The organism is Ardenticatenales bacterium, assembly GCA_020634515.1.
GTDB lineage: Bacteria > Chloroflexota > Anaerolineae > Promineifilales > Promineifilaceae > JAGVTM01.
Genome location: JACKBL010000010.1, coordinates 95,721 through 109,226 on the forward strand (window position 1 = coordinate 95,721; position 13,506 = coordinate 109,226).

10 protein-coding genes are annotated in these 13,506 nt (G+C 59.6%); 4 read left to right on the forward strand and 6 right to left on the reverse strand.

Annotation, left to right across the window (positions count from 1 at the left end; all coding sequences use genetic code 11):
- Nucleotides 1–7: 7 nt before the first annotated feature.
- The gene (locus H6650_21435; GenBank protein MCB8954576.1) at nucleotides 8–2,074 is read right to left on the reverse strand and encodes a S9 family peptidase; all 2,067 of its coding nucleotides are present in this window, start codon (nucleotides 2,072–2,074) and stop codon (nucleotides 8–10) included.
- A 782-nt stretch (nucleotides 2,075–2,856) separates the two neighbouring features.
- Here H6650_21435 and H6650_21440 point away from each other — a divergent pair.
- From H6650_21440 to H6650_21455, 4 genes are all read left to right on the forward strand, one after another.
- Nucleotides 2,857–3,582 carry a hypothetical protein gene (locus tag H6650_21440; protein MCB8954577.1) on the forward strand — a complete coding sequence of 242 codons (726 nt, stop codon included), beginning with the start codon at nucleotides 2,857–2,859 and terminating at the stop codon, nucleotides 3,580–3,582.
- A gap of 171 nt (nucleotides 3,583–3,753) precedes the next feature.
- Entirely contained in the window at nucleotides 3,754–4,932 is a 1,179-nt protein-coding gene (locus tag H6650_21445) for a hypothetical protein (protein MCB8954578.1), read from the forward strand.
- Between the two features lie 486 nt (nucleotides 4,933–5,418).
- Nucleotides 5,419–5,970 carry a sigma-70 family RNA polymerase sigma factor gene (locus H6650_21450; protein MCB8954579.1) on the forward strand — a complete coding sequence of 184 codons (552 nt, stop codon included), beginning with the start codon at nucleotides 5,419–5,421 and terminating at the stop codon, nucleotides 5,968–5,970.
- A 6-nt stretch (nucleotides 5,971–5,976) separates the two neighbouring features.
- Entirely contained in the window at nucleotides 5,977–7,491 is a 1,515-nt protein-coding gene (locus tag H6650_21455) for a hypothetical protein (GenBank protein ID MCB8954580.1), read from the forward strand.
- A 105-nt stretch (nucleotides 7,492–7,596) separates the two neighbouring features.
- On the opposite strand, the gene H6650_21460 is transcribed toward H6650_21455, so the two are convergent.
- The 5 genes from H6650_21460 to H6650_21480 form a co-directional block, all read right to left on the reverse strand.
- On the reverse strand, nucleotides 7,597–8,058 hold the full coding sequence (locus tag H6650_21460; GenBank protein MCB8954581.1) for a MarR family transcriptional regulator: 462 nt from the start codon (nucleotides 8,056–8,058) through the stop codon (nucleotides 7,597–7,599).
- 383 nt (nucleotides 8,059–8,441) lie between these two features.
- Nucleotides 8,442–10,193, reverse strand: a complete 1,752-nt coding sequence (locus tag H6650_21465; protein MCB8954582.1) for a serine/threonine protein kinase — start codon at nucleotides 10,191–10,193, stop codon at nucleotides 8,442–8,444.
- Between the two features lie 142 nt (nucleotides 10,194–10,335).
- Complete coding sequence (lgt, locus tag H6650_21470; protein MCB8954583.1) at nucleotides 10,336–11,565, reverse strand: prolipoprotein diacylglyceryl transferase; 1,230 nt, start codon at nucleotides 11,563–11,565, stop codon at nucleotides 10,336–10,338.
- 5 nt (nucleotides 11,566–11,570) lie between these two features.
- Nucleotides 11,571–12,164, reverse strand: coding sequence for a CDP-alcohol phosphatidyltransferase family protein (locus tag H6650_21475; protein MCB8954584.1), 594 nt, complete (start codon nucleotides 12,162–12,164; stop codon nucleotides 11,571–11,573).
- A gap of 55 nt (nucleotides 12,165–12,219) precedes the next feature.
- A complete protein-coding gene (locus H6650_21480; GenBank protein ID MCB8954585.1) occupies nucleotides 12,220–13,455 on the reverse strand; it encodes an alkaline phosphatase family protein in 1,236 nt (411 codons plus the stop codon).
- Between the last annotated feature and the right edge of the window lie 51 nt (nucleotides 13,456–13,506).

Consider the following 13,506-nt stretch of genomic DNA (forward strand, 5'->3'; position numbering starts at 1 on the left):
AGCAGGCTCATTCCATATCAAAAATATCCCAGAGGAAGGCGTACACGTCCGCCTCTTCCTCAATCAGCTTGGCTGTTGGCTTGCCCAGGCCATGCCCGGCACGGGTTTCGATGCGGATAAGGGCGGGATTGTCGTTGGTGTGTAGGGCCTGAATGGTTGCTGCGAATTTGTTGGCGTGTGCCGGCACAACGCGGTCATCCGTATCCGCCGTCGTAATCAGCAGTGGCGGATAAGTCACGTCCGGGCGCAGGTTATGTAGCGGCGAATAGGCATACAGCGTGGCAAACTGGTCCGCGTCCGCCTCCGCGCTGCCATACTCCCCCACCCAGTATTTCCCCACGGTGAATTGATGGTAGCGCAGCATATCCAGCACGGGCACGGCGCAAATGACGGCCCCATACAGGTCGGGTCGCTGCGTCATGCACGCCCCCACCAGCAGCCCGCCGTTGCTGCCGCCGTGGATCGCCAGCCGTCGGCTGCTGGTGTAGCCATGGGCAATGAGGTACTCGGCGGCGGCAATGAAGTCGTCGAACACATTTTGCTTATTGTCCAGCATCCCCGCCTGATGCCACGCCTCGCCATACTCGTTGCCGCCGCGCAGGTTCGCTACGGCGAAAATGCCGCCCGCCTCTAGCCAGACGGTGCGCTGTACCCAAAAGGCAGGCGTGACGCTGATATTGAAGCCACCATAGCCATAGAGGATGGTCGGATTGTTGCCATCCAGACGAAGTCCCTTTTTCATGGTGACGAAAATGGGCACGCGCGTGCCGTCTTTGGAGGTGCAAAAGACCTGGCGCGTCTCGTAGGCGGCGGCGTCGAAGTCCGTGGTGGGGTGATAAACCGATGAGAGGGTGTCCGTGAGAAAGTCGTATCGGAAAATGCTGGTGGGAAAGAGGAAGGAGGTGAAGCTGAGGTACATGTCGCTGTCGTGCAGCCGCCCGGTGAGTTGGAGGATGGAGCCAATGCCCGGCAGCGCCACCTGCCGCAAGAAGTTTCCGTCCAGGTCGTAAAGTTTGAGGATGTGGTGGGCGTCCTGCATGGTGACGACGGCCAGATGGTTGTGAACGGCAGTCACCAGGGCAATGACGTCTTCTTGCTGCGGCAGGATTTCGCGCCAGTGGGCGCGTGCGGGTTGGGTGATGTCGATGGCGATGATGCGACCACGCGGGGCATCCAGGTCGGTGTGGAAGTAGAAGATGGGGCCGATGTTGGTGATGAAGTTGTACATGGCGTCGGCATCGTCAAGGAGGCGCACAAAATCCCCTTCGCCGTCCATGGGGCGATAGTAAATGCGGTTTTGCGTGTCCGTGCCGTGCCAGACGTACAGCAGCAGGTAGGCGTCGTCTTCGCTGGCGAAGGGAACAAAGGCCAGGTCGGGGGCGTCTGGGCGCTCGTAGACGAGGCAGTCGGCGTCCGCGGCTGTTCCCAACTGGTGCCAGTAGACGCGGTTGTGCCGGTGCTGCTCCGCTTCGGGCACGGTTCCGGGTTGGGGATAGCGATTGTAGTAAAAGCCGCTGTTGTCTGGTTTCCAGGCAATGCCGGCAAATTTGCACCACCGCACCTCATCCCCCAAATCCTCCCCCGTCGTCACCCGGCGCACGCGAATCCTTTGCCAATCGCTGCCGCTTTCGGATACGCCATAAGCAAGCAACGCCCCATCCCGACTAACCACCTGATTCGTCAGGGCCGCTGTGCCATCCGCCCGCAGCGTGTTGGGGTCGAGCAGCACCTTCGGCTCCGCTTGTGCGTCCGGCTGCCAATAGAGCACGGGTTGGTTTTGCAGCCCATCATTTTTGAAGTAAAAGGAGCGGCCACCGCGCCGCCAGGGCGTGCTCATTTTGGGGTAGTCCCAAAGCCGCGTAAGGCGAGCTTTCACCCGCGCCCGCGCCGGCACTTCGTGCAACAAGCCCAGGGTCAGTTCATTTTGCGCCGCGACCCAGGCGCGCGTGGCCGCGGCTTCCGGGTCTTCCAGCCAGCGATAGGGGTCGGCGACGAGCGTGCCATGATAATCGTCTACGATGTCGTCTTGAGGGGCGAGTGGGTAGAGTCGGGGGATTTGTTTAATCAATGACATGATACTTCCTTTTTCATTTAGTTTAGATAATGGTCTATATTTTAACGCGATGCCGGCATTCGCGCCGCTGCCGATATGTCCAGGAATCCGTGTAGCTATTCACCACCATCTTCCCAGAAACGTAACTACTAAGCCCGATTGGACCCTTTTCACCAGAGAAAATGGTCCAATCTGGCTTAGCCGTTGCCCCCGGAGAGGGAATAGAACCGGCCGTAATCCAGGCGACGCATACCAGGCTAAGTAATTATTTTAACTTGACATTCACCGTAAAAACAGTAAGCTTCAGTATGTATTCACTTGTGCCATGAGCCAGTGCCATAAGTTCGTTGAGGATTGCATGTTTTTTACCCAACATTGGCAGCATTTGCCGTTGTTTTGTCTAACTTAAGATAAGCGTCAGCCCCGCGAGAAAATGCCGGCAGCATGGCCCTTTTTCTACACTGCCTGACCGGGAGATTGCCCGCTTTCCGCGCGCAACCCCGTGCGGGCAGGTAGTATCAACGTGGGGTGCGATGCTCTTCCCGTTCGCGTTCTTGTCCCGAATAGACCGGAGAAGCGCCACACCCCCGCATCATGCGCAACCGTCCGAAAATGCTTCCCGTTTTCGTTGGACGGTCGCTGACGAGCCGTTCGCGCAATTTGATTGCGAACCGCCAACATTGCCTGAGGAGCTTTGCATGTTTACTCGTTTGAAATTGTTGCCCATTACACTATTTTTTATTCTTGTCGTTATATTAAGTTTAGCGAGCTGCACACAGACTACCGATCCGTCCCCGACGGCAGTGGTCGCGGCAACGGATGCGCCCGCCGTCACCGACACCCCGCTCCCCACGGACACGCCCGCGCCGACCGAGACGCCCCTCCCCACGGACACACCCGTGCCCACGGAAACCCCCATACCCACAGAGACAGCCACGGCCACCAGCACCCCCACGGACACGCCGGAACCCACGGAAACCCCCACGCCCACGGAGACGCCAGAGCCGACGGCCACGCCACTGCCGCCGACTAACACGCCCGTGCCGGTGACGAATACGCCCGTGCCAACGGCGACGCCAGAGGAGACGGCGACACCTGATTTCGTCGTGTTGTATTACATCTCGAATCCCGCCGATGTTCTGGGCGTTTTCCCGCTGCGCCCGTTTGATGCGTCGGCCATGTACAGTAATATGCTGCTGATCCGCAATTCATTGGGCACGATGCGGGATGCGCTGCCGGGGACCAAGAATGGGGACGCGAATGCGTGCAGCAGTTATGTGGGGGCTTATAATGGGATATTGAATGCCGGCATTTTCTACGACGAAGTACCGCCCGAATGGGAAGACGTAGACGGCGCCTACGTCCTCTCCTTTATCTACGCCCTCGACCGCACCCGCCCCGCCTACCTCTCCTGCGTAGACGCCGGGCGCGTAGACGAATTCAACCACAACCTGGCCCTACAAACCATCGAAGAAACCCTCCGCTTCATCAGCCCCTTTATTGACGCCGCCGCGTCGCGCCTCCCGTAGGCGTTCCCGCACACAACAGGCGCGACGCGCGCGCGTCGCGCCTATTTTCACCAATCCCATCCCATCAACGTAACTTTTCGCCGCTCCTGACGACATCTATAACGTGTTCAGTACTCACTGTTTGTCGTGCGCGTTCCCCCCGTCATTTCTCGTTATCAGGAGTGAATGAATATGCGAAAGTCTTTCTTGGAGAAACTTGGTTTGTTCGTGTTTGTGTTGCTGTTAATCGGCTCCGGAACAGCGTTGGTCGCCAACGCCAGCCTCCCTGAGTCCCCTATCCCCCGTGACAACGTCATCAATACGGCCTTTCTCAGCGTTAACCACGACGATGGCGCGCCAGGGAGCATTTTTGCCTTCACCGGAATTGGGTATCCGTCCACCACGCTCGTCAACGTATCCGTCAACGGCATTACAGTCGGCACGCTTAACTCAAATGAGAATGGCATCATCACATTTATGATCGACAGCAGCGGCGCCGGCGAAGGAGATTACTTCATCACCGCCGCCGTAGACGCCAACGCCACCGCCACGCGGGCCATCGGCCTCGATCCCGAAGCGGATCTATGGCCCGCGCCCATTGGATTCCCCGGTCCCACCTTCCCCATCTTTGGCGGCGTCACGCCCACGCCCGGCGAAGACCCAACGGAAACGCCAGAACCAACAGAGACACCAGAACTGACGGAAACGCCGGAAGGGACGGAAACACCGGAACTGACGGAAACACCAGAAGCGACGGAAACACCGGAACTGACGGAAACGCCAGAAGCGACGGAAACACCGGAACTGACGGAAACGCCGGAACTGACGGAAACGCCGGAACTGACGGAAACACCGGAACTGACGGAAACACCGGAACTGACGGAAACGCCAGAGCTGACGGAAACGCCCGGCGCGACGGCCACGCCTACCGCAACCCCGACGCCGACGACCACGGCCCTACCAACGGCTACGGCCACGGCCATCACCCCCCCCACGCCCACGGGCACGCCCGTCCCCACGGAACGCCTGCTCACGGCCAATTACACGACGGGCCGACCGGGCAGCTTCTTCACGTTCAGCGGCAGCGGTTACACGCCCAACGCGCCCGTGGCCGTGACGTTAGACTTCGCCGGGCATGAGCGTCTGTTGGGAACCGTATTGACCGACGGCGGCGGCGCATTCATGTTCATTCTGGATACGTGGCAGGCATTCGCGGGGAATTATGTCATCAGCGCCGGCGACAATGCCGGCATTGCTCGCCTAAATCTAGAGATGAATCACGTCTTCCTACTGCGCGAACAGCAAGATACCGGCCTCACCCTCACCGTGATGGAACACATCTACGTGCCCATGATGGTACAAATGCCCTGACCCGCATCCCTTTCCCCGCCGCGTCCCCAAACTGCCCAACGCCCGGCAAGTAGCTGCGCGTTTGGGCAGTTGCATTTCCAGCCACACCACACCGGCCACCGTACTTCACACGCAAATAGACGTTCCCCTGACCCTTTGCTCTCACCGGCCACAAACAAAGCAAATCATCCGTGTCACTACGAAGGGTTCGCTCGGAATTAACTTTGCCCTTTCCGAAAATTGGGCCAATCTCCAGAGGGTGTTAATCGTTACCCATCCGTCACGTAAACAGTTCCACGCCGTAACTTTTGATCTGCTTGAAGCGACTAAGTATAAGAAGTGTAAAGCAGTTTACACTTTGCGGTGCAGAAGTCCCCAAACACAATCGGGGGCTTCACATTCGGTAAGACCATTTTCTCTGTATAATGGGCTGAATCCTGGTCACAAACGGGTATAATCACGTCCTTGTGTGACTTGATAACCACGACTAGTCAAGAAGGCCCACTGGTGCAAGACGAACATCTTTTGTTGGCCAGAGCACAGGCATTGGACCCTGAAGCCCTGACCGAAATCCACGACATCTACTACACGCCTATCTTCCGCTACATTGCCATGCGCGTGAGCAATCGAGAAGTGGCGGAAGACCTGGCCAGTGAGGTCTTTGTCCGTTTGCTGTCCGCCCTCCGTGACCACACCGCGCCACGGAAGACCTTAAAAGGCTGGCTCTACGCCGTCGCCTCGCGTGTCGTCAGCGATTATCATCGCAAGCAATATCGCCGCCGGGAAGTAGAACTGACGGAGAGTCTCGTCGGCGACGCGGTGGATCCTGCTGAGGCGGCTGATCAACAACTCACGTGGGAAAACTTGCAAGAGGCATTGAGTGACCTGACCCCTGACCAACAGGATGTTTTGGCCTTGCGTTTCGGCCAGGGTCTGCCCATTCAAGAAGTAGCGGACCTGGTTGGCAAAAGCGAAGGCGCAATCAAACAGTTACAGGCAAGAGCCGTAGCCGCGCTGGCGCGCAAGCTGGGACACAAGAGAGGCAAGAGGGCGAGGTAAGCAAAAATGGATCGCGCTTTTGAAGCAAAACTCATTGATGCGCTGGATGCGTTGGAGCAAGGCGCATCGCTGGCGGAAATCCTGGCCCGCTACCCGGAAGATGCCGCCGCGCTGGGTCCTATGCTGGAAACGGCTCAACATCTGGCGCAAATAAAGCTGGCTCCCTCCACCGCGGCGAAAAACCGGTCGCGGCAGGCTTTCCTGGCGGAGGCGGAGGCCATGCGCGTTCGGCGTCAGCCCGTGTCGTCCCCCCTTGAGGCGCTGCGGCGTCTGGTGCGTGTGCTTATGCCGACTGCCGGCATCGTCGCTGCGCTACTCCTGGGCATTATCCTGCTTTCCAACACAGCCATTCCCGGCAACATGCTCTATGGCGTCAAATTGCAAATTGAAGATTGGCGCATCTCGCTAACCCGCGATCAGCAGGCATTACAAGACCTGGCGAACGACCTTGAAGCGCGCCGTCTGGCGGAGGTGCAGCAGTTGTTGGCCGCCAATTTGCAGGCAGACGTCGCCTTTGGCGACGACATCGCCCTGATCGCCGCGGATCACTGGGAATTGACAAGCGGTGTGCGCGTGAACATCAGCGACCAGACCATCATCATCGGCGTGCCTGAAATTGGCGCATACGCACACATCGAAGGACGCACGATCAACGGGGCCGTCGCCGCCACCCTACTGCACGTTGGGAATCGCCCGGTAGAGCCTCATCCGCCCGTTCCCGCAGTTACCGTGACGCCCGCGCCATCCAGTGCCAAACCCTCCAGTATACCCACGGCGACGATTACTACGGCCACGCCGGCTCTTCCCGTACCGACAAACCTTCCCACGACACGGGGAACGCCTACCGCCACCAGTACCCCTTCGTCTACCAGAACGCCCTCGCCTACGAACCTCATTACACCCACTAACACGCCGCGACCAACGCAAACGGCGCAGCCCGACGAATCGGAGGCATCGCCAACCCTTACGTCCACGCCAGAGGAGGATTCTGACGACGACGAACGGGAGGCGCCGCAGCCCACGCCGACGCCACAGCCCACGCAAACGCCGCAGCCCACGTCAACGCCCCAGCCCACGTCAACGCCCCAGCCCACGCCGACGCCGCAGCCCACGCTGACGCCGCAGCCGACGGAATCGCCAGAGCCGACGGAATCGCCAGAGCCAACGGAATCACCAGAGCCAACGGAATCGCCGCAGCCGACGGAATCGCCGGAGCCGACGGAATCGCCGGAGCCGACGGAATCACCGGAGCCGACGGAATCGCCGCAGCCGACGGAATCGCCGGAGCCGACGGAATCGCCAGAGCCGACGGAATCGCCGGAGCCGACGGAATCACCGGAGCCGACGGAATCGCCGGAGGACGGTCAGACGGCGAATCTATCGCGGGAAGAAGTCTACGAGGGGGGGGAAGGAACAAGGGCCGGCAGCAAGGATGCCGGCATTCTGGCTCTTGGCTCTCTACGGTGGCTGCCGATAAGGGCTGACGATGAAATAAGGTACGGAATTGCATCGTCAGTTTGAAGGAACGGTAAGGAAACAGCTTCGTTGTCTTGTTAAATGCCGTTCCTAAGCGAGGTGGGGAAGATCGGGGTGAGGATGTAAAATGCCGGCACGCAGGGTACGTCCTTATCCCCCATTAATCGCCTGCAAATCCTTCTCCAGTATAGACACAAACTCCCCCGTCATCTCCATCAATCGCGCGCACGTGTCAGGCGACAACATGCTCATACGCCGCAGCACCGCCTCGCGGTGCAATTCTTGCGCTTCCAGAAACTTCTCCCGCCCCTTGTCCGTCAACGAAACCAGCACCAGCCGGCGGTCCTTCGTATCCCGCTCCGACTGCACCAGGCCCTGATCCTCCAGACGACGCACCATGCGCGTGGCATTGCTGCGTGAGCAAATCAGATAAGTCGCCAGATTCGTAATGGTCAGGCTGCCATCCCCCTTCGTCCCCAGGTGCATGAGCAAGAAGTATTGGGAAGTCGTCAGATCGCTGTTCTGCAAACCGCGGCGGTCGCCATCGTCGAGCAAAACATGGATTTTCTGGAAGCGATTATAGAGGTCTAGCAGTTGGTCTTCTCTACTCATAAGTTTCGGAAACGAGTCGGTGGGGTGTGGAAAGGCAAAATTGGGGTTGACGGGAATGCCGGCATTCGACGGCACATTTGTTAACTAGTTAACATTGTACCTATCCCCCTATTTTTCGGCAAGCGGCAATTTAGAAGGGGGATGAAATAAGATGCGCACTCCATCGCCCGTCCCGACGCAGCTATGCGAGCATCCAGAATTTAGTTCTCCCCAAGATTGGCTCATTCTTGGCAACTGCTAAGCCAGATTAGACCAATTTTCTTTGGTGAGAATGGCTATTGAGCGCGTAAAATTTGTCCAAGCTCCAGAGAGCGCTAGTAGTTACCATTCTTGCAGAATAAACCAATCTGAAAACGGTCACTATGTGGCCATAGACACGCGGCTCACCCCGGCACAAACAGCGAGCATTGATGCCGGGCAATCTCGCACCGCCCAATCTCCACTTCATTCCAAAGAACACGGAACATCGTCTCGCCCGCGCGCGGTATCCAAAAAATGGTTTCATCCTGCCCCGATGGGGTGATGCGCGCATTATACGCGCCACAACTGAGCGGTTGCAGCCAGGCGCTGGATTTATCAAACAACTCCAACACATCGCAGCTTCCCGCATCCAGGTAATCATAAAACTGCGTCCATCGCCGCCCATCGAAGCGATACCGGGTGGGAAGGCCATTCTCATTCAACAACTCAAAGGCCATGCGCCCAATCTCCACGGGAGCATCACTGCGATTGAGTACATAGAAACTGGCCCCATTGTAAAACATCGTCAACTCCCGCCCATCAGCGTAGAGAACGGTGGGCACACTTTCCGGGGTGTCGGTAGGCGCGAGCGTCGGGGGGACGACGGTGGACATCACGGTCACGGTGACGACCGTGATAGCCGTAACCATCGGAGTTGGCGGAGACAGACTAACGCTTTCGCCCAACGAAAGCGACGGCGACGGGGATGGCGGCATCACGGTTGCCGTTTCCAGAGTAGCGACGATAGCGACGGCAGTGGCTTGCGTGTTACGCAACAAGGCAACCACCGCCACGATAATTAAGGCCACAAGGAGCAGCCCTCCACCCACGCGCCACAGCAACCATTGGCGAAACGCCCGCGACTGGTGCGCCCGCTGCGTTTCCAACGTCGTCGTCATGGTTCCGCTGGCCCCCAGGTGCAGCGCCACTCGTTCCGCAACGGTGGTATGAGAACGAGAAGCCCGTTCGCCGCGCGCGGACATGGGGCGGCCATTCGCATCAGCGTGCGGTTGATGAATGGGCTTACCCTCGAGCGCCGCCGGCGGGATAACGCGCCCCCCAAAGAGCGCTTTCCCCAGCGCATCCATCAACTCCACCCCGGTGCGGTAGCGATCACTGGGCGCTTTGCGCAGCGCCTTCAGCAGCACTTCTTCCGTTTCCAGGCTCAAATGCGGGTTGATCTGCCGCGGCTTGGGCGGCGGCAACGTCAGATGCTGCAAAGCCACGGCGGTAGGGGAGGGATCATCAAAGGGCAGTGATCCGGTAAGCATTTCATAGAGGATCACGGCCAGCGAGTAGAGATCAGATTGGGGTACTGCGTTGGCCGAACGGCGAGCCTGCTCCGGCGCGACGTAGTGGGGCGAGCCAAACACCTCTCCTTGCGATCCCTGTTCCACGTCCATCGCCAGGCCAAAATCCGCCAGTAGAATACGTCCATCGCGGGCAACCATCACGTTGGATGGTTTCACGTCCCGGTGAATCACGCCCTTGCGGTGGGCGTAGTCAAGCGCGCTGGCGATGGCATGACCAATGCGCATCACGTCTTCGTAGGGCATCAACTGTCCATCGGCGCGGTATTGCTGCAACAAATCATCCAGGTCCAGGCCATCAACGTACTCCATGACGTAGTAGTAGAGGCCATCCTGATCGTCCGCGTAATAAACCTGGGTGATGTGCGCGTGTCGCCACGTGGCAACAGCGCGCGCCTCTTGCAGAAAACGTTGGGCGTAACGTGGTCGTCCGCGATAACGCGCATCAATCACTTTGATGGCGACCGGGCGCTGGAGTTTGACGTCCCACCCGTAATAGACGAGTCCCATGCCACCGCGGCCCAAAATTCTTTCGATGCGAAAGTTCGCCAGTTGACGACCAATGAGTGCGTCATCTTGTAACATCAGCGACTACTCCAGATATTCTTGGGGAAATCCCAGGGGTACGGGCAGGATAGCACTGTGTGGAGCAGTGGTCAAGGGAAGGTTGGGCGATTCCTGGGAAGTGGCGTAAGGCAAACTTCCTATTGGCAACACGCGACGGGGGTCAGGGCGTGGACCGGCGCGGGGTGCGACGAACCCAGGCGCGCCAGGCGACCATGAGGGCGATGATGCCGAGGGATACGGTGGTGGCAACGGGCAGGTGGAGGCCGAACAAAGTCATTTCGCGGCTGTCCAGGCGCACAAATTCCAGCAGAATGCGCCCCACGGCATACAAAATGAGGTAGAGCGCGGTCAGGTCCCCATCGCGCAGGCGGGACGAGTGGCGGCGATAGAGGGTGTACAGGACGAGGAAGGCGAGGAAATTCCAGAGGGATTCGTAGAGAAACGCCGGATGGAAGCGGGACACGTCGGCGTAGGCGGGCAGGCGATAGGCGGGGGAGATGGTGACGGCCCACGGTGCGTTCGATGGCCGTCCATACAGTTCCTGGTTGAAGAAGTTGCCCCAGCGCCCGACCCACTGCCCCAGCGCGACGCCAATGCCGGCAAGATCCGCCCAAGGAAGCGCGCGCATACGTTGCCGGTGGGCATAGATGAGGAGGCCGATGATGCCGCCGGCGATGCCGCCGTAGATGCCCAGGCCGCCGTTGCGCAGGTTAAAGAGTTGCATGGGGTTGCGCAAGTAGTCCAGGGGGGAGTTGATGCCCAGGGCGGCCATGCTGGGAGATGGCGTGAGGACGTGATAGAGGCGCGCGCCGATGATGGCAAAGATGGTGCACCAGAGGACGCCGCTCCAGACATGTTCCGGGTTCCACTGCCGCCAGGGGGGATTTTGCAGCCAAGCGGGTGCGATACCGGGCAGTCGCTGCAGGCGGGTGGCAACTTCGTCCCGACCGGCCTGGTTGAGGCCGAGGGCGCGGGGATCGAATCCCCATTGGAGGAGGAGGTCGCCGATGGTTCTGATGTGGTAGCGGGCGAGGTGTTGCTGGATTTGTGCCGGCATTTTCTTCTCCCCAGCCTCAGCATCCTCCGCCTCCGCACCATCCAACACCGTCAACGGCTGCGTCCGCACCGCCGCCGGAACCGCCTCCCGCAGCGCCGCCTCCCCCCGCTCCCGCGCCAGCGCACTCACTACCCAGGAACCGAGCGCAATCCCACTCATGATCAAAAAACCATACCAGTACACGTCCAGTTCCAAAAGCGGCAGGCGGAACAGCACGCGGTCAGGCATAAAACCGGCAAAGAGATGAACCACATATAACGCCGTACTCAGCAACCAGAAAACGGCAATGGCGACCCAATAGGGAGCCGGACGGGAACGAGAGGAGCGCGTCATGGGTGTCAACGGTACTGCCGCCAGACGTGTAGCACGCGCTGCGCCGTGGTCAGGTACGTGCCCGCGGCCAGCAGCCAGATGCCATAAGCGGGCAGATTGAACACCAACGCCAGCACGATGACGCCATACCGCTCCACGCGGCTAAAGAGGCCGACTTTGCAGGAAAGGCCCAGCGATTCGGCGCGGGAACGGATGTAGCTGACGAGGAGGGAGCCGGTGAGCGCCACGTAGGTGACCAAAACCATCAATTCATTCTGCTGGCGGGCAAAAAAGAGGAGAAAACCGGCGAATAGAATTACTTCCGCCAGCCGGTCCAGGGTGGAGTCGAGAAACGCGCCAAAACCGCCCTGTTTGCGCCCCAGTTTGCGTGCCAGCGCGCCGTCGAGGGCGTCCAGCGGGGCGATGAAGAAGATGGCGACGCCGGCCCACAGTAGCTCACCGTTGGCAATGAGCCAGGCAAAGAGAAAGTGGCTTAACATGCCGGCAATCGTCAACGCATCCGGCGACAATTTGAAACGCGCCAGGAAGGTAACAATCGGGTCAATAAACCATGTCGTATTGGCCCGCAGCAAATCCGTTAAGGTTGGTTTGTCGGTCATAGAAGCCTTGGTTGAAGATGACGAACGCATATGCCTCCAGAATTCTTTCTCACGATTAGTCTAGACGGAAGCCCCACCAGGGAACCTCCATTTCGGCAGCATCCATGCCGCCGTGCCGCCCGATAAATTTGCGTTCTCGCTCAATGTGCAGCGCGGAAATGAGGGCACGGCCACCGCGCATGATGGCGACCACATCGCCCAGGCGCGTGCTGACGTCGGGCGCGAACGGCGGCGGTCCGAACAATCCTTGTTGCAAAGCGGCCTGTGCCGGCATTGCCCACATCTCCTCCCCCAATTGTTCCTGAATGTAAGCCAGCACGTCCGCCTGCCGGCCCTGGCGCGCATAAAGATAGGCCGCGCGCGCCTCGCCCGCCGGGTGCATCAACAACATCTGCTGTAGCGTCGGATGGTCCCCCAGGTGAACACCCTCGGCGAACGGTGTCGGGCGTTGGCCGTGGTCGGCAACGATGCAAAGGATCGTGCCCTGGCGTGCGCGCGCGGAAAGCGGCTGCCACAGTTCGCGCTCCAGTTGGGCGAATACGGCGCGAATTTCTGCGTCCACGGTGTCGTGGAAAGGAGAATGGTAGTGGCTGAGGGTATCTACGGTGGGCCAGTAGCCGCTGATGAAGAGGGGCTGCCCCGCTTTCGCTTCGAGTAGTTGGCGTATTTGCACCATCATGTCGGCGAAGGAATGGATGCCATGATTGCCGGCAACGCCGCGACCGTGCATACGACTGAGGGCGGAATCGACGATGCCGGCTCCTTTGAAGGCGTGGGTGGGAATGCCGGCACGCGCCAGTTGTTCCGCGAAGCCGGGCAGCGCCAGAAATTGCTCCAGTTTCAACCCGGCGCGCACCAACGTGTCCGGCATCTGGCGAAACATGGGCGAAAGCGCCAACATCTGGCCGATGGCGCCATACTCCGGGAACAGCATTGTCAGCCCCACCAGCCCATGCTGCGCCGGCGCGCCGCCCGTCCACAAAGAGCTGAGCGCGGCCACTGTCGTTGACGGGAAAACGGACGTCAGTTGTCCTACCACGGCCGCCCGCTCCAGCCAGGGGCGCAAATAGGTGTGATTGCGCCGCGCCAGATTGCCGCCAAAGCCGTCCAGCACCAGCAACACCACCCGCCGCGCATCGCCCGTCAGCGTCTCCCAAAGGGGTTGGCGCAGCGGGGGCAATCCTGTAAACGGCACATCCAGCAACGCGGCGACCGTAGCGGGGATGTTGGCGATGGATCCCCCGGTGTAATCGGGCCAGACGAAGTTATCCGGCAGCGTCAAGTCAGTCAATTCATCTCTCCATCAGTGTGCGTCACGGCCAAAACCTTCGCCTTTCCCCTC

Coding starts and splice junctions, on each gene's coding strand:
- H6650_21435 (MCB8954576.1), bottom strand. CDS start 2,074: ATGTCATTGATTAAACAAATCCCCCGACTCTACCCACTCGCCCCTCAA.
- H6650_21445 (MCB8954578.1), top strand. CDS start 3,754: ATGCGAAAGTCTTTCTTGGAGAAACTTGGTTTGTTCGTGTTTGTGTTG.
- H6650_21455 (MCB8954580.1), top strand. CDS start 5,977: ATGGATCGCGCTTTTGAAGCAAAACTCATTGATGCGCTGGATGCGTTG.
- H6650_21460 (MCB8954581.1), bottom strand. CDS start 8,058: ATGAGTAGAGAAGACCAACTGCTAGACCTCTATAATCGCTTCCAGAAA.
- H6650_21465 (MCB8954582.1), bottom strand. CDS start 10,193: ATGTTACAAGATGACGCACTCATTGGTCGTCAACTGGCGAACTTTCGC.
- lgt (MCB8954583.1), bottom strand. CDS start 11,565: ATGACGCGCTCCTCTCGTTCCCGTCCGGCTCCCTATTGGGTCGCCATT.
- H6650_21475 (MCB8954584.1), bottom strand. CDS start 12,164: ATGACCGACAAACCAACCTTAACGGATTTGCTGCGGGCCAATACGACA.